The sequence below is a fragment of the Streptomyces sp. Xyl84 genome, from assembly GCF_059731885.1.
This window is the reverse complement of the sequence record NZ_AP029182.1, coordinates 5,187,264-5,202,203: the sequence shown is the minus strand read 5'-3', so window position 1 is coordinate 5,202,203 and position 14,940 is coordinate 5,187,264. Positions and strand designations below refer to the sequence as shown.

At 75.3% G+C, this 14,940-nt stretch carries 13 protein-coding genes, 1 other RNA gene and 1 pseudogene; 7 read left to right on the top strand and 8 right to left on the bottom strand.

The window, feature by feature from the left end; genetic code table 11:
• Positions 1-72: 72 nt before the first annotated feature.
• The 3 genes from AC6I72_RS22575 to AC6I72_RS22565 all read right to left on the bottom strand — a co-directional run bounded on the left by AC6I72_RS22575 (position 73) and on the right by AC6I72_RS22565 (position 3,660).
• Positions 73-1,083: a small ribosomal subunit Rsm22 family protein gene (locus AC6I72_RS22575; RefSeq protein ID WP_498002979.1), complete on the bottom strand. Its 1,011-nt coding sequence runs from the start codon at positions 1,081-1,083 to the stop codon at positions 73-75.
• 61 nt (positions 1,084-1,144) lie between these two features.
• On the bottom strand, positions 1,145-2,275 hold the full coding sequence (locus AC6I72_RS22570) for a serine hydrolase domain-containing protein (protein ID WP_498004790.1): 1,131 nt from the start codon (positions 2,273-2,275) through the stop codon (positions 1,145-1,147).
• Positions 2,272-3,660 carry a multidrug effflux MFS transporter gene (locus AC6I72_RS22565; RefSeq protein WP_498002977.1) on the bottom strand — a complete coding sequence of 463 codons (1,389 nt, stop codon included), beginning with the start codon at positions 3,658-3,660 and terminating at the stop codon, positions 2,272-2,274. The genes AC6I72_RS22570 and AC6I72_RS22565 overlap by 4 nt, the downstream gene beginning before the upstream one ends.
• Before the next feature lie 170 nt (positions 3,661-3,830).
• Here AC6I72_RS22565 and AC6I72_RS22560 point away from each other — a divergent pair, with 170 nt between their 5' ends.
• Both AC6I72_RS22560 and AC6I72_RS22555 read left to right on the top strand, forming a co-directional pair.
• Positions 3,831-4,856: a Gfo/Idh/MocA family protein gene (locus AC6I72_RS22560; protein WP_498002976.1), complete on the top strand. Its 1,026-nt coding sequence runs from the start codon at positions 3,831-3,833 to the stop codon at positions 4,854-4,856.
• A 105-nt stretch (positions 4,857-4,961) separates the two neighbouring features.
• Positions 4,962-5,720 carry an SDR family oxidoreductase gene (locus AC6I72_RS22555; RefSeq protein WP_498002975.1) on the top strand — a complete coding sequence of 253 codons (759 nt, stop codon included), beginning with the start codon at positions 4,962-4,964 and terminating at the stop codon, positions 5,718-5,720.
• Positions 5,721-6,029: 309 nt separating this feature from the next.
• Here the strand turns inward: AC6I72_RS22555 and AC6I72_RS22550 are convergent, their stop codons facing one another.
• The 3 genes and pseudogenes from AC6I72_RS22550 to AC6I72_RS22540 all read right to left on the bottom strand — a co-directional run bounded on the left by AC6I72_RS22550 (position 6,030) and on the right by AC6I72_RS22540 (position 9,105).
• On the bottom strand, positions 6,030-7,253 hold the full coding sequence (locus AC6I72_RS22550; protein ID WP_498004789.1) for a D-alanyl-D-alanine carboxypeptidase family protein: 1,224 nt from the start codon (positions 7,251-7,253) through the stop codon (positions 6,030-6,032).
• A gap of 334 nt (positions 7,254-7,587) precedes the next feature.
• The gene (locus tag AC6I72_RS22545) at positions 7,588-8,697 is read right to left on the bottom strand and encodes an aldo/keto reductase (RefSeq protein WP_498002974.1); all 1,110 of its coding nucleotides are present in this window, start codon (positions 8,695-8,697) and stop codon (positions 7,588-7,590) included.
• An 11-nt stretch (positions 8,698-8,708) separates the two neighbouring features.
• A pseudogene (locus tag AC6I72_RS22540) lies at positions 8,709-9,105 on the bottom strand (nuclear transport factor 2 family protein).
• Positions 9,106-9,210: 105 nt separating this feature from the next.
• Here AC6I72_RS22540 and AC6I72_RS22535 point away from each other — a divergent pair.
• The 3 genes from AC6I72_RS22535 (at position 9,211) to AC6I72_RS22525 (ending at position 10,881) form a co-directional block, all read left to right on the top strand.
• Positions 9,211-9,762 carry a DoxX family protein gene (locus AC6I72_RS22535; protein ID WP_498002972.1) on the top strand — a complete coding sequence of 184 codons (552 nt, stop codon included), beginning with the start codon at positions 9,211-9,213 and terminating at the stop codon, positions 9,760-9,762.
• Positions 9,763-9,942: 180 nt separating this feature from the next.
• Positions 9,943-10,347, top strand: coding sequence for a MazG-like family protein (locus AC6I72_RS22530; RefSeq protein ID WP_498002970.1), 405 nt, complete (start codon positions 9,943-9,945; stop codon positions 10,345-10,347).
• A 51-nt stretch (positions 10,348-10,398) separates the two neighbouring features.
• Complete coding sequence (locus tag AC6I72_RS22525; protein ID WP_498002968.1) at positions 10,399-10,881, top strand: hypothetical protein; 483 nt, start codon at positions 10,399-10,401, stop codon at positions 10,879-10,881.
• A gap of 86 nt (positions 10,882-10,967) precedes the next feature.
• Here AC6I72_RS22525 and rnpB read toward each other — a convergent pair.
• Positions 10,968-11,372: RNase P RNA component class A (gene rnpB / locus AC6I72_RS22520), an RNA gene on the bottom strand.
• A gap of 424 nt (positions 11,373-11,796) precedes the next feature.
• On the opposite strand from rnpB, the gene yaaA reads away from it, so the two are divergent.
• Positions 11,797-12,594, top strand: a complete 798-nt coding sequence (yaaA, locus tag AC6I72_RS22515) for a peroxide stress protein YaaA (RefSeq protein WP_498002967.1) — start codon at positions 11,797-11,799, stop codon at positions 12,592-12,594.
• A 176-nt stretch (positions 12,595-12,770) separates the two neighbouring features.
• The gene (locus AC6I72_RS22510; RefSeq protein WP_498002966.1) at positions 12,771-13,418 is read left to right on the top strand and encodes a bifunctional 4-hydroxy-2-oxoglutarate aldolase/2-dehydro-3-deoxy-phosphogluconate aldolase; all 648 of its coding nucleotides are present in this window, start codon (positions 12,771-12,773) and stop codon (positions 13,416-13,418) included.
• Here the strand turns inward: AC6I72_RS22510 and AC6I72_RS22505 are convergent.
• The gene (locus AC6I72_RS22505) at positions 13,393-14,898 is read right to left on the bottom strand and encodes a bifunctional RNase H/acid phosphatase (protein ID WP_498004788.1); all 1,506 of its coding nucleotides are present in this window, start codon (positions 14,896-14,898) and stop codon (positions 13,393-13,395) included. The two genes, AC6I72_RS22510 and AC6I72_RS22505, sit on opposite strands and share 26 nt — an antisense overlap.
• Between the last annotated feature and the right edge of the window lie 42 nt (positions 14,899-14,940).

The window sequence follows — 14,940 nt, the reverse complement described above, 5'->3', positions numbered from 1 at the left end:
CGTTGCCCGCGGGCCCGCGGTGTGTCGGCCCGCCGGTGAGGCGGAGCCGCACGTGTGGCCGGTGGGCCGCGGTTACGCGTCCGGGCCGCCGGTGGTGCCGTCCGGCGGCCAGGCGTCGCCCCAGTCGGTGTCCCGGGCCGCCTTGTACAGGTCGCCGTGGCGTTTGGTGACCGTACGGCGGCGCAGCTGCTCGTCCGGCTCGCACAGGTCGAGCAGGACCTGCCCCTTGCGGATCTGCGGGCGGCGTACGACGCGGGCGGGCGCGGGCGTGGCGTCGGGCAGACGGGTGGCGGCGACGTAGCCGAACTTCTCGTCCTCGTAGGCGAGGGAGCCGCCCTTGACCTGGCGGTGCAGCGAGGAGCGGCTGACCCGGGCCGAGAAGTGGCACCAGTCGGTGCCCGGCACGATGGGGCAGGCGGCGCTGTGCGGGCAGGGCGCGGCGATGCGGAAGCCGGCCGCGACGAGCCGGTCACGGGCCTCGATGACGCGGGCGTAGCCGTCGGGGGTGCCCGGCTCCACGACCACGACGGTCCGCGCGGCGCGCGCGGCGGCGTCGACGACGGCCGTCCGGTCCTGGCCGGTCAGTTCGCCGAGGACGTAGGAGACGGTGACGAGGTCGGCCGTGCCGAGGTCGAGTGCCGCGCCGATGCGTGCCCGCTGCCAGCGAGCGGCGCGCAGGTCCGGGTGGGCGGCGGCGATCTCCCGGCCCAGGGCGAGCGCGGGCTCCGCCCAGTCGAGCACGGTGACCGGGCGCTCGCCGGCCCAGGTGGCGGCGACGGCCCAGGTCGCGGCGCCGGTCCCGCCGCCGACGTCGACGTGGTCGGCGGGCGTCCAGCCGGGGACGGTCCGGGCGAACGCCGTCAGCGCCGCGCGTACCGCCTCGAAGGTGGCCGGCATGCGGTACGCGGCGTAGGCGGCCACGTCGGCGCGGTCCCGCAGGATGGGGGCGTCGGTCGGGGTGCTGCCGCGGTAGTTCGCGATCAGCCGCTCCACGGCCCCCGCGGCCTGCCTCGGCGGCAGCCCGTCGAGCAGTCCGGAGAGCGCGGCGCGGAGGGTCTCCGACGGAAGTACGACGTCGTTCACCACGCGATTCTCTCAGTCCGCACGGGGTGCTCGGCCCCCCGCGCCGGGCCCCGGTCCCCGCTCAGGTCCCGCGCACGGCCCGGGCGAGGCGGGTGGCCGCCGCCGCGCGCGGCCGGCTGTCGGGGCGCCGTCTGCGGGGGTGCACGGTGGTGGCCAGCAGCACCAGGAAGGTGTCCGTCGCCGGGTCCAGGACCACCGAGGTGCCGGTGAAGCCGGTGTGGCCCGCCGCTCCCCGTCCGGCCAGCTCGCCCATGAACGAGGGCTGGTCCACGGCGAAGCCGAGCCCCGGCGGGGCCAGGAGGAGTTCGACGAAGTCGGGGCCGAGGATGCGGGCGGACCCGTAGGACCCGCCTGCCAGGAGCGCGCGGCAGAAGACCGCGAGGTCGCCCGCCGTGGAGAACAGGCCCGCGTGCCCGGCCACCCCGCCCAGCGCCCACGCGTTCTCGTCGTGCACCTCGCCGCGCAGCATCCCGCGGTCCGCCTTGGCCCAGGGCCGCCGCTGGTCCTCGGTGGCCGCCGCGCCGGGGCAGGGGCCGAAGCGGGTGTCCGTCATGCCGAGCGGGCGGGTGATGCCCTCGCGGACCAGGTCGTCCAGGGGCCGGCCGGTGACGCGCTCCAGGATGTGCTGGAGGAGCAGCAGGTTGAGGTCGGAGTAGGTGTAGGTGCCGGGCACCCCCACGGGCGGCTCGGCGCGCAGCCGTGCGAGCCGGGCGGTGGGGTCGGGGCAGTCGTACAGCGGGATCTCGGGCCGCAGTCCGGAGGTGTGGGTGAGCAGTTGCCGTACGGTGACGCCGTGCGCGGCGGCGGCGTGGAACTCCGGGAGGTACGCCCCCACGCGCGCGTCGACGCCCAGCGTGCCCCGTTCGATCTGCTGCATCGCGGCGACCGCCGTGAACAGCTTGGTGACCGAGGCCAGGTCGAAGGGGGTGGTGACGGTCATGGGGACCCGTGCCCGGGGCGGCAGTTCGACACCGCGGTCGGTGTCGGGGTCGTAGGACGCGTACCGCACGGCCCAGCCCGCCGCCTCCTCCACGGCGATCACCGGGCCGCGCCCGGCGACCACGACGGCGCCCGCCGCCCAGGGGCGTCTCCCGGCGGTGAGGGCGTGCACCTCGTGGACGAGTTCTCGCAGTTCGGCGGGGTCGAGCCCGGCCTTCTGCGGGCTGTCCCGGCGCAGTCTCGACGCGCTCAGCTCTCCGCTCCCTCTGCTCCCGCTGCTCCTTGTGTTCCCCCTGCTCCCGCTGCGCCGTGCGCCGGGTCCGCCGCCGTGGCCGTGTCCCAGGGACGGCACATTCCCGCGAAGCAGCCCAGCGCGACGAGCGCCGCCGCCAGCTGGACGACGGCCATCGGCACGGCGGTGTGCTCCCCGGCGATCCCGACGAGCGGGGAGGCGACCGCGCCGATGAGGAAGGAGGACGTGCCGAGCAGCGCGGAGGCGGAACCGGCGTTGTGCCTGGTGCGCATCAGCGCGAGCGTCTGGGTGTTGGGCAGGGTGATGCCCATCGCGGACATGAGCACGAACAGCGCGGCGGCCACCGGCACGAGGCCCACCTGCCCGAAGGCGCCCGCCGCCATCAGCAGCAGGGCGGTCGCCGCCACGATGACGACGACGAGCCCGGCCCCCAGCACCCGGTCCATGCGGACCCGGCCGACCAGCACCTTGCCGTTGATCTGGCCGACGGCGACCAGGCCGATCGAGTTGAGCCCGAACAGCAGGCTGAACGTCTGCGGCGAGGCGCCGTAGATCTCCTGGATCACGAACGGCGACGCGGACACGTAGGCGAACAGGGAGGCGAAGGCGAAGCCGCCCGCGATCATGTAGCCGGTGAAGACGCGGTCGGCGAGGAGCCGGCGCATCGAGCCCAGTGCCTCGCCGATGCCGCCCTCGTGGCGTTCGGCGGGCGGCAGGGTCTCCGGGAGCCTGGTCCACACCACCGCGCCGAGCAGCGCGCCGACCACGGTGAGGACCACGAAGACGCCCCGCCAGTCCGTGACCCGCAGGATCTGCCCGCCGATGAGCGGGGCGACGACCGGCGCGACACCGGAGATCAGCATCAGGGTGGAGAAGAACCGGGCCATGGCCACGCCGTCGTACAGGTCGCGGACGACGGCCCGGGCGATCACTATGCCGGCCGCGCCCGCCAGGCCCTGCGCCAGCCGGAAGGCGACCAGGACCTCGACGTTCGGCGCGAGCGCGCACAGCGCGGTGGCGAGGACGTAGACCGCGAGACCGGCGAGCAGCGGGCGGCGGCGGCCCCACCGGTCGCTCATCGGACCGACGACGATCTGCCCGAGCGCCATGCCGGCCAGGCAGGCGGTGAGGGTGAGCTGGACGGTCGCGGCGGGCGCGTGCAGGGACCGGGTGACCTCCGGCAGCGAGGGCAGGTACATGTCCATCGCGAGCGGCGGGGTGGCGGTCAGGCTGCCGAGGATCAGCGTCACCAGCAGTCCGGTCCGGCGGGCGGCGCGGTCCGGCGCCGGTGACGGCGGTGGCGGGGTGGCTTCCGGCCTCGGCTTCGGTACGGCCGTGTCCCCCGCGGCCGTCCTGTGCGGTGCCGACGCCCCACCCTCGGACATGTGTCCCTCCCTCTCCGGCTGGTCCGCCACCTATGCTCTCAGCTCGTACACCGTGCCGAGGAACGCATGAGCGAGGGTGGGGTCCGGTAATGCCTGGAATATCCGGTGAGGCGTCCGGTGGGACCTCCGGCGGGGCGCCGGGTCGAGCGTCCGGCCGGGCGGGAGAGAAGGTGCGCTGGGGCGTCCTCGCCACCGGCGGGATCGCCGCCGCCTTCACCGCGGACCTGGTGGACCTGCCGGACGCCGAGGTCGTGGCGGTGGCCTCCCGCCGTGCGGACTCCGCCGAGGCGTTCGCGGAGCGGTTCGGGATCCCGCGGGCGTACGGCAGTTGGGACGAACTGGCGCACGACCCCGGCATCGACGTCGTCTACGTCGCCACCCCGCACGTCGCCCACCGCGCCGCCGCGGGCCTGTGCCTGGAGGCCGGGCGCGGTGTGCTGTGCGAGAAGCCGTTCACGCTGAACCTGCGCGAGGCCACCGAACTCGTCGCGCTGGCCCGCCGTCGCGGGCGCTTCCTGATGGAGGCCATGTGGATGTACTGCAACCCGCTGGTGCGGCGGCTGAAGGCGCTCGTCGACGACGGGGCGATCGGCGAGGTGCGCACGGTGCAGGCCGACTTCGGGCTGGCCGGGCCCTTCCCGCCGGCGCACCGGCTGCGCGACCCGGAACTCGGCGGCGGGGCGCTGCTCGACCTCGGCGTCTACCCGGTGTCCTTCGCCCACCTGCTGCTCGGTGAGCCCTCGGACGTCACGGCGAAGGCGGTGCTCTCGCCCGAGGGCGTCGACCTCCAGACGGGCGCGCTGCTCTCCTGGGACGGCGGGGCGCTGGCCCAGGTGCACTGCTCCATCACCGGCGGTACGGGGACGACCGCCTCGGTCACCGGCTCCCGCGGCCGTGTCGACGTGCCGTCCGGCTTCTTCCACCCGGAGCGTTTCGTGCTCCACCGCGACGGCCGCGACCCCGAGGAGTTCACGGCGGACCCGGCCGACGGTCCGCGCACCAGCATGCGGCACGAGGCGCTGGAGGTGATGCGCGCGCTGCGGGCGGGCGAGACCGAGTCGCCGGTGGTGCCGCTGGACGGCACGCTCGCGGTGATGCGGACGCTGGACGCGGTGCGGGAGCGGATCGGGGTGCGCTACCCGGGGGAGGCGGCGGACCCCGAGTCCGAGCCCGAGTCCGCACCCGCGCTCGTGTGAGGCTCGGCCGGCGGGAGGTGCCGGCCGGCGCACCCCCCGCGGCGGGCATCCGTATGGCGGACGCGGGATTCCGCATGGCGGACCGGACTCGTACGCTCCGGTGCCATGACTGACACCCCATCGAAGATCGCCGTGGTGACCGGGGCGGGCTCCGGCATCGGCCGGGCCGTCGCCGTGGAACTGCTCGGCGCGGGCTGGTCCGTGGTCCTGGCGGGCCGGCGCCCGGAGCCCCTGGAGGAGACGGCGGCCCTCGTGCCCGGGGCCGTCTCGCTCGCCGTGCGCACGGACGTGGCGCGCCCCGAGGACGTGGCCGCGCTCTTCGCGGCGGCCGTGGACCGGTTCGGCCGGGTGGACCTGCTGTTCAACAACGCGGGCACGTTCGGCCCCGGCGGCGTGCCCGTCGAGGACCTGTCGTACGAGGCGTGGCGGCACGTGGTGGACACCAACCTCAACGGGGCCTTCCTGTGCGCGCAGGCGGCGTACCGGCAGATGAAGGAACAGGACCCGCAGGGCGGCCGGATCATCAACAACGGCTCGATCTCGGCACACACGCCCCGCCCGCACTCGGCGCCGTACACCGCCACCAAGCACGCGCTGACCGGCCTGACCAAGGCCCTGTCGCTGGACGGGCGGCCGTACCGCATCGCGGTCGGGCAGATCGACATCGGCAACGCGGCCACCGACATGACGTCCCGGATGCGGACCGGCGCCCTCCAGGCGAACGGCGAGGTGGTGCCGGAGCCGGTGATGGACGTCGCGGACGTGGCGCGCACGGTGCGGCACATGGCGGAGCTGCCGCTGGAGGCCAACGTGCAGTTCGCGACGGTGCTGGCGACGACGATGCCCTACGTGGGCCGGGGCTGAGCGCAAGGGGCGCATGCCCCGGTGTGCGCGGCAGCCGTTCCACGCGCCGGTGCGCATCCCGCGTCCCGCGCGGGGTCCACCCCCAGCCGGTGCGGTGGAACGGCTGCCGCATCCCCTCCCCTGGATGTGGCCGACGGGGGCGGCGGACGGCCGCGGCGGCGGACGCCCGATGCCCCAACTGTGAAGCTCTGGTGAAGAGATGTCGAGCATATGCCGTCCACCGGCCCGGACGGCACGGAATTGTCGATTCCGGTTGTGCAGATCACGTCCTGGGCCCTCGACGCCTCGACAGCGATGACGCCCGGCCTCTCACCGCCGGTGACGGCCGCCCGTGTCCGCCGCCCGCGCCGCCGCGCGGCGTCTGCGCAACGCCCACACCCCGCCGGCGAGCAGTGCGGCCGTGCCTCCCGCCCCCTCCAGCAGCCGCCAGGCCGAGGGCCCGCCGTCGGCCGGGGGCCCCGCCGCCCCCGCACCGGAACCCGCCGCCGCCCTGGTGCCGGGCGCGCCGCCCGCCTTCGCGCCGCCCTCGCTCAGCGGTTCGACCAGCGTGCCCACGGCCCGCGCCGAACCGCCCTGCGCGAAGCCCCAGTCGAGCAGGGCGGCGGTCTCCTCGTAGACGGCGTTGCTGCCGACCCCGGGGTGCATCACGGTGGCGAGCAGGGTGCGGCCACCGCGGACCGCGGCCCCGGTGAAGGTGTTCCCGGCGTGGCTGGTGTAACCGTTCTTCACCCCGATCATCCCCTCGTACGGCTTCAGGCCCCACGCACCGGTCAGCAGGCGGTCGGTGTTCTGGATCTGGAACGTCTTCTTCCCGCCGGCCGGGAAGTCCGCGGTGCGGGTGCCGCAGTATCCGCGGAAGTCGGCGTTGCGCAGCCCGTGCCGGGCGAACAGCGTCAGGTCGTAGGCCGAGGAGATCTGGCCCGGGTGGTCGAACCCGTCCGGGCTGACCACGTGCGTGTCCAGGGCCTGCAGGTCCTCCGCCCTGGCCTGCATCTCGGCGACCGTGCGGGCGACCCCGCCGTTCATGTGCGCGAGCACGTGCACCGCGTCGTTGCCCGAGCGCAGGAACACGCCCTGCCACAACTGCTCGACGGTGTACGTGGTCCCGGCCTGGATGCCGACGAGGCTGGAACCCGCGGGGATGTCGGCCAGTTCGGCGGCGGTGACGGTGTGCCGCTCGGTGCGGTCGAACTTCTTCAGCACGGTGTCGGCGAAGAGCATCTTCAGCGTGGACGCCGGTGCGAGACGCTGGTGGGCGCGGTAGGAGGCCAGTACCTCACCGGTCGCCCAGTCGGCGACGAGCCAGGCCCGGGCGGAGAGTCTGCCGGGCAGGCCGCTCACCCCCCGGACCTGCACCCCGGCACGGGCCAGCCGCTCGCCGCCGATGACGGTGGTGGGCGCAGCCGGGACCGCGGGCGCGGCAGGAGCGGCGGGGGTGGCGGCCGAGGCCCTGCCGCCCGCCGCCACGGTCACCGGGGCCGCGGCGGCCAGGGCGGCGAGCAGGGAGCGCCGGGACGGCGCGGACGCCGGCAGCGGCGGGGCGGACGGGGAGGCGGGCCGGGGGGACGGAGAGGAATCGCGCACCCCGGGACCGTACAAAGGGAGAGCGGGCCGGTGCACGACGGGTCTTCAAAGGCTGATCAAAAGATCACCGAAGGAGGGATGTCGTGTCACTCGTGTCGCTCACCCGGTCGCACGCCCCACACCGCGCCCTCACGCTTCCTCCGCACGCTGTTTTCCGCCGCCGCGCTCCCCCGCGCTCCCCGCGCTCTCCTGTACCGCCCCGGCGCGCCGTCTCACGCACGCCCCTTCCGTACGCCCCTTCCGCACGCCCTCTTCCCGCTGCCCGGGGTGTGGCGGCGCGGCCTCATCTTCCGAGGAGTCGTTCGACCTCCGCGAGCTGCTCCGCGGTGAGCGGGCCCTTCGCGAGGGCGCCCGCGTTGTCCTCGGCCTGGGCCACCGAGCGGAAGCCCGGGATCGGCACGGTCCGCGGGCTGCGCGCCCACAGCCAGGCGAGGGCGCCCTGGGCAAGCGTACGGCCGCCGCCGGTCAGCACCTCCCGCACCGCCTCCACCCGCGCCAGCCACGCCGGATCGGCGCCCGCACCGGCCCGGAAGCCGGGCAGCCAGACGGGCGGGCGGCTGCGGATGTCCCCCGCCTCCAGGGGCGCTCCGCCGGTGTGCTTGCCCGTGAGCAGGCCCATGGCGAGCGGACTGCGGTTGACGCTCGCCAGCCCCGCCTCCTCGCAGAGGGCGAGCACCGCGGGCGCGTCCTGGAGCACGTTGAGCGCGTGCTGGACGGCCGTGCAGTGCGGCCCCTGGGCGAAGAGGGCGGCACGGCCGGGGTCGTCGGTGCTCCAGGCGTACGCGCGGATCAGCCCCTCGCGCACGAACTCCTCGCAGGCGTCGCGGAGTTCCGCGGCGGCCTCGGGGTCGGCGTCGGAGATGTGCAACTGGTACAGGTCGATGTGGTCGGTGCCCAGCCGGGCGAGGGAGGCGGTGAGCGCGCGCCGGGCGTACGCCGGGGTGGCGTCCTGGCCGTCCGCGGTCCGGGTCCGTTCGTCGAAGAGGTTGCCCCACTTGGTGGCGACGACGACCTCGTCCCGGCGCCGGCCCAGGGCCCGCCCGAGCAGCCGCTCGCTGTGCCCGCAGCCGTAGGCGTCGGCGGTGTCGAAGAAGGTGACCCCGAGGTCGAGGGCCCGGTGGATCGCCCGCACGGACTCCTCGTCGTCGACCTTCCCCCAGCCCAGGGGCTGTCCGTCCGGGGTCTGCCACTCCCCGCCGACGGCCCAGCAGCCGAACCCGAGCGCGCTGACCTCGATGCCGCTGCGGCCGAGCGTCCTGGTACCGGTGAAGGCGGTGGACTCCGCGGAGCCGGGGGTGCCGGGTGCGTCCGGGGCGGCCGAGGCGGCGGCCCCCGCGGAGGAAGAGCCGGTGGTTCCCGTGGAGGGGAAATCGGTGCTGCTGGTGGTCTCCATGCCTGGGGACGTTAGGAGTTGAAGCGCACCCGAAGGCAAGGCTTCCGCGCGGTGTCCGCTCCCGGCCGGTCAGGCTGCCCGGTCTCGAACCGCGCGATCCGTCCGTCGCCGGTGCCGGCGAAGGACCACCGGGTGCGCATCTCGCCCCAGGTACGTTGCGGTAGCGGGCGGGGAAGGCGCGGCCGCCGCGGGACTCGTTGTCGACCTCCAGGTGGCCGTGCGGGGAGAAGATCTCCCGCTCGATCCACTCGGCGAGATCGCGGTCGCGGCCGTCGTCCGACAGGGTCGCGCCGGGCGCCAGGAGGTGCGGGGACCCCTCGCGGCCATGGGCGTTGAGGCGGTGACGAAGGCGCGGACGGCCGGGTCGCTGGGCTCGGCGGTCTGAATCGTCCTGCCGGCCGGCGTCACACCGCTCACGGCACCCGGCCACCCGAACGGCACGCAGGACGCGCCGGCTGGCCCGGCCGGTGGCAGGGTGTTCACCGGTGTTGCCGGTTCTCCCGAGGAGTCGCCGTGACCTGTTACGACCGCCGTGATCTCGGTCTGCTGCTGCTCCGGCTGGGGACCGGGGGCGTCCTGGCCGCGCACGGGGCGCAGAAACTGCTGGGCTGGTTCGGCGGGGCCGGCCTGGAGGGGACCGGCCGGTTCATGGAGTCCGTCGGCTACCGCCCGGGCAAGGCGAGCGCCATGGCGGCGGGAGCGGCGGAGGCGGGCGGCGGTCTCCTGCTGGCGCTGGGCCTGGCGACCCCGGCGGCGGGCGCGGCGGCGGCCGGTGCGATGGCGGGCGCGGCGGCGGTGCACGCACCGAGCGGCTTCTTCGCCCAGAGCGGCGGCTACGAGTACGCCGCCTCGCTGGGCCTCACCGCCACCGGCCTCGCGATCACCGGCCCCGGCCGGCTCTCCCTGGACCACGCCCTCGGCCACGCGGTCAACCGCGGCTGGATGGTGCCGGCGGCCATCGCGGCGACGGCCGCGGGCACGGCGGTGGTCCTGGGCGTCCGCGTCCGGCACCTGCGCCGGGAGAAGGAGGGCCGGCAGGAGGCCCTGTTCGAGGACGAGGGGTAGCCGCCGCCGCGGTTCCGCCGTACTGGGCCATCCGCACCCGGACGGTCCGTGCGGGGGTTGTCCGGTCCGGGACTGTCCGGTCCAGGACTGTCCGGTCCGGGACTGTGTGTGCCGGGCCTGTGTGTGCCCGGACCGTCCGTTCCGAGACCGTCCGTTCCGGGACCGTGGGATGCTGCGCCCATGACCGACCCGGATCACCCCGCCGCCGAGCCCTGGGCGACCATCGACGCCCTGTGGGCCTGGCTCGACGGCCACCGCGCGCACGACTCCCGCGAGACGCTCCTCCTGCGCATGCTGAAACTCTCCGAGGAGGTCGGCGAGGCCGCCCAGGCGGTCATCGGCGCGACCGGCCAGAACCCGCGCAAGGGCACCACGCACACCTGGCAGGACGTCGAGGCGGAACTGTGCGACGTGGTGATCACGGCCATGGTGGCCCTGCGCACCCTCACCCCGGACGCCGGCGAGGTCTTCGCCCACCACCTGACGAGGGTCAGGGAACGGTCGCTGGGCCCGGCCGGACCGACGGGAGCCGGGGCAGGGGAACAGGACGCCGGGACGGGGTCTCCTCGGGCAGGTCAGGCATGACGTGGCAGCCCTCGATGAACCGATCAGCGACCGACCGGTGAAAGGATCCGGGTGGGGTACGAACTGCACGCAGTGATCGCGGACGAGGCATTGCTCCGTGACGCGTCGGCGGACATTCCCGGCGCCCGAGTGGCGCGTCTCCGCCAGGGCCTGTCCCTGCTGCCGATCACGGATGAGCTTTTCGACTCGGTCACGGACGGCAGCTCCGAGGGGGGTCCGGAATTCCGGCGGCTGCCCCCGGGCCTCGAGGAGCTGCTCGCCCAGTGGTCCGCCGCAGGGCCGGTCGCCTATTGCGAGGCCGAGTACTTCGGGGGCGTCGGCGAGCAACGAGCCGCCGTGTGGGCGGACGGAGCACTGGTGTGGGGCCCCACGGACAAGCCTGCGAAGAGACGCTTCTCCCGTACGGTCAGCCCGGTCTCGCAGGCGCTGCGGCGGCTCGGTGCGGTGCGCACTCTCGGCGAGGACGAGTTCGAGGCCGTAGGCCTGGACCGTCACCGGAGCGACGAGGCCTGGATCTCGCCCCGCACTCCCTGAGCCGGAGCCCGAGTCGCCCTCGGCGCGAGCTTCGTCGCACCGCTCCCTGGGGCGGCGACGGCCGGCAGGGTCCCATGAGCGTGGGGCAGACGAGTCGGGCTGTACGCCGGGTTCTGTACCGGGGGTCCTCGCGGGCCCTCCGGTGACGGCCATCCATCTAGGGCCGACGTTGCCGCCGGCCTCGTGCGGTCTACCCGCGGACTCGGGCGGGCAGCCCTCGAACGTCCGCGCAGAGCGCTTTTCAGGGCGCTCCTCTTGACCTTGCTCCGGGTGGGGTTTACCTAGCTGCCCAAGTCACCTTGGGCACTGGTGGTCTCTTACACCACCGTTTCACCCTTACCGGGCGCCGAAGCGTCCGGCGGTCTGCTTTCTGTGGCACTGTCCCGCGGGTCACCCCGGGTGGCCGTTAGCCACCACCCTGCCCTGTGGAGCCCGGACGTTCCTCGGGAGGTTCCCTGACGGGAACTTCACGCGGCCGTCCGCCCGGCTCGTCTGCCGTGCCGACCATGATACCGGGCGCGACGGGGGCCGGTCGCCGCTCCGCCGTCCGGGGCGCCGCAACGGTGGTCAGGCGGCCCTGCCGTCCGCGTCCGGCCTTGTCGCGACGTCAACGTCCGCACCGCTCTCATGCGGAGCGGAGAACTCGCCGCGGACGTCAGCGTCGCCACGCGGACCGTGCGGCACCACCATCCACCGGGGCTGCTCCCGGGAGGCCGGGCGGCGTTCCCACGGTCACGGCGCCACACGCTTCCCCGGCCGCCGGCGCCCGGTCCGCGTCGTCCGCTTCCACGCCGGCGAACCGGACCGGCTGGTGGCCGCCCCCGGCCGGGGCTGACGGACCGCCCGGCCGCCCGCGCCCGAAGGCGCCGCGCCCTGCCCGTACGCTGGCCGGGAGCCCTACCCGAAGGAGAACCCGTGCTCGTCCTGCTGCCGCCCTCCGAAGGCAAGGCCGCCTCCGGCCGGGGCGCCCCGCTGCGCCTGGAGTCGCTGTCGCTGCCCGGGCTGACCGAGGCCCGAACGGCCGTGCTCGACGAGCTGGTCGGCCTGTGTTCCGGTGACCTCGACCCCGCGCGGAACGACAAGGCGCGCGAGGTGCTCGGACTGAGCGAGGGGCTGCGCGGCGAGGTCGCCAAGAACGCCGGACTGCGCACGGCGGGGACCCGGCCCGCCGGGGAGATCTACACCGGTGTGCTCTACGACGCCCTCGGCCTGGCCTCCCTCGACACCGCGGCCAAGCGGCGCGCGGCCCGGTCGCTGCTGGTCTTCTCGGGGCTGTGGGGCGCGGTCCGGGTGACCGACCGGATCCCCTCCTACCGCTGCTCGATGGGGGTGAAGCTGCCCGGACTCGGCGCGCTGGGCGCGCACTGGCGCGCGCCGATGGCCTCGGTACTGCCCGAGGCGGCCGGGAGCGGGCTGGTGCTCGACCTGCGCTCCGCCGCGTACGCCGCCGCGTGGAAGCCGAAGGGGGAGGTCGCGGAGCGGACGGCGACCGTACGGGTGCTGCACGCGCCCACCCGGAAGGTCGTCAGCCACTTCAACAAGGCCACCAAGGGCCGGATCGTCCGGAGCCTGCTGTCGGCCGGGGCCGTCCCGCAGGGTCCCGCCGAGCTGGTGGAGGCGCTGCGCGACCTCGGGTACGAGGTGGAGGCGCAGGCTCCCACGGCGGCGGGACGGCCCTGGTCCCTGGACGTGCTGGTGACCGAGGTGCACTGACGCCCCTCGAAGCGCCGGCCCGTTCTCGGCCGTCCCACCGTCGCCGGAGCGTCGACGGACAGACCGCCCGAGCCCTGCGGACGTCACCAGGCGCCGACGACCTACCCCCAATTCCAACTGTTGCAGCATGCGCAACGGGCTTTGCGCATGTTGTTCGGGCCCGGCAGGATGGCGCCATGCCCGCATCTCTGCCTGCCTCCGTACTGGACCTCGCCCCCGTTCTGCCCGTCGTCGTGCTGGACGACCCCGCCGACGCGGTGCCCCTCGCCCGGGCGCTGGTCGCCGGGGGGCTGCCCGCGATCGAGGTGACCCTGCGGACACCGGCCGCGCTGGACGGCATCCGGGCCATGGCCGCCGAGGTGCCGGACGCGGTGGTGGGCGCCGGTACGGTCGTCACGCCCGCGCAGGTGACCCGGTGCGCTGACGCGGGCGCGCGCTTCCTGGTCAGCCCCGGCTGGACGGACACCCTGCTGTCGGCCATGGCCGCGTCCGGGCTGCCGTACCTGCCCGGGGTGTCGACCGCCTCGGAGGTCGTGGCGCTGCTGGAGCGCGGGGTGCGCGAGATGAAGTTCTTCCCGGCCCAGGCGGCGGGCGGCACGGCCTACCTCAAGTCGCTGGCCGGTCCGCTCCCCGGGGCGCGGTTCTGCCCGACCGGCGGCATCGGTCCCGGCACCGCTCCCGACTACCTCGCCCTGCCCAACGTCGGCTGTGTCGGCGGCAGCTGGATGGTCCCGGCGGACGCGCTCGCCGACCGCGACTGGGCCCGGGTCGAACGGCTGGCCCGCGAGGCGGCCCGGCTCAGCGCAGGTGGGACGTGTCGTTGAGGAGCCGGACGCTCGCGTTGCCGTCCGCGTAGTACGCCACCGCCGACAGGGAGGCCGCCGAGAGCTCCATCCGGAACAGGGACTCCGGCGGGGCCCCGAGGGCCAGGCGTACGAACGTCTTGATCGGCGTCACATGGGTGACGACCAGGACGGTGCGGCCGGCGTGCGCCGCGACCAGGCGGTCGCGGGCCGCGGCGATCCGGACGGCGGTCGTCACGAAGCTCTCGCCGCCGCCGGTCGGTTCGGCGTCCGGGGAGGCCAGCCAGGCGTTCAGGTCCTCGGGGTGGCGTTCGCGCACCTCGCCGAAGGTGAGCCCCTCCCAGGCCCCGAAGTCGGTCTCGCGCAGCCCGTCGTCGACCGTCACCGGCAGGCCGAGACGGGCGGCGACGATCGCCGCCGTCTCGCGGGTACGGGCCAGCGGGGAGGAGACGACGGCCTGGATCGTGCCGCGCCGGGCGAGCGCGACCGCCGCTTTCTCCGCCTGCTCGCGGCCGATGGCGGAGAGCGACGGATCGCTGCCGCCGCTTCCGGAGAACCGCTTCTGCGGGGTCAGCGGGGTCTCCCCGTGCCGCAGCAGCACGAGCGTGGCGGGCGCCCCGAGGTCGGCCGGTGCCCACCCGGGCGCGGCGACGGGCCGGGCGGCCTCCGCACCGGCGACCGCCCGAGCGGCCCGCACGTCCCCGACAGCCTTCGCCCCGGCGCCGGCGGTGGTCTGCGCGTCGGCGGCGACAGGGGGTTGGGCGGCGTCAGCGTCGGTACCGGACTCCGCACCGGCAGCGGCAGCCGCCCGCGGGTCGGCGGCGGCGCCGGAGGGGGCCGTTCCGGAGGGGGTCGTTCCGGACGGGGTCGTTCCGGGGGCGGCCGGTGCGGTCGGCGTATCCGGTGCCTTGGCGCGGTCCGCCACGGCGTCCCGCGCGGTGGCGGCCGGGGGCGTCGTCGGTGCGGTCCCGCTGACGGCCGGGGGCGTCGCCGGTGCGGTGCCTGTGAGGGCGGGTGCCTCGGTTGCGCGGGCCCCGGCGTCCGGTTCCGCCGTCGACGGCGACGGTGACGCCGGCGGCGACCACTGCTCGCCCCGGGCGCCCGCGTCCATCGCCTCGTTGGCGAGGCGGTCGGCGTGCTTGTTGCGCTCGCGCGGGATCCACTCGTAGTCGACCCGCCCGGCCGGGAACACCCGGGCCGCCTCGGTGGCGAGCGGGCGCAGGTCCGGGTGCTTGATCTGCCAGCGGCCGGACATCTGCTCGACGACGAGCTTGGAGTCCATGCGCACGTGCACCGTCGCCGCCGGGTCCAGGGCGTGCGCGGCGCGCAGGCCGGCCAGCAGGCCCCGGTACTCGGCGACGTTGTTGGTGACGGTGCCCAGGTACCCGGCGGTCTCCGCCAGCACCTGACCCGTCACCGCGTCGAGCACCACCGCACCGTAGCCCGCGGGCCCGGGGTTGCCCCGTGACCCGCCGTCGGCCTCCACGACGAACTCCCGCACGCCCGACTCCCGCCCGTCCGACTCCCGCACGCCAGCGGCCCC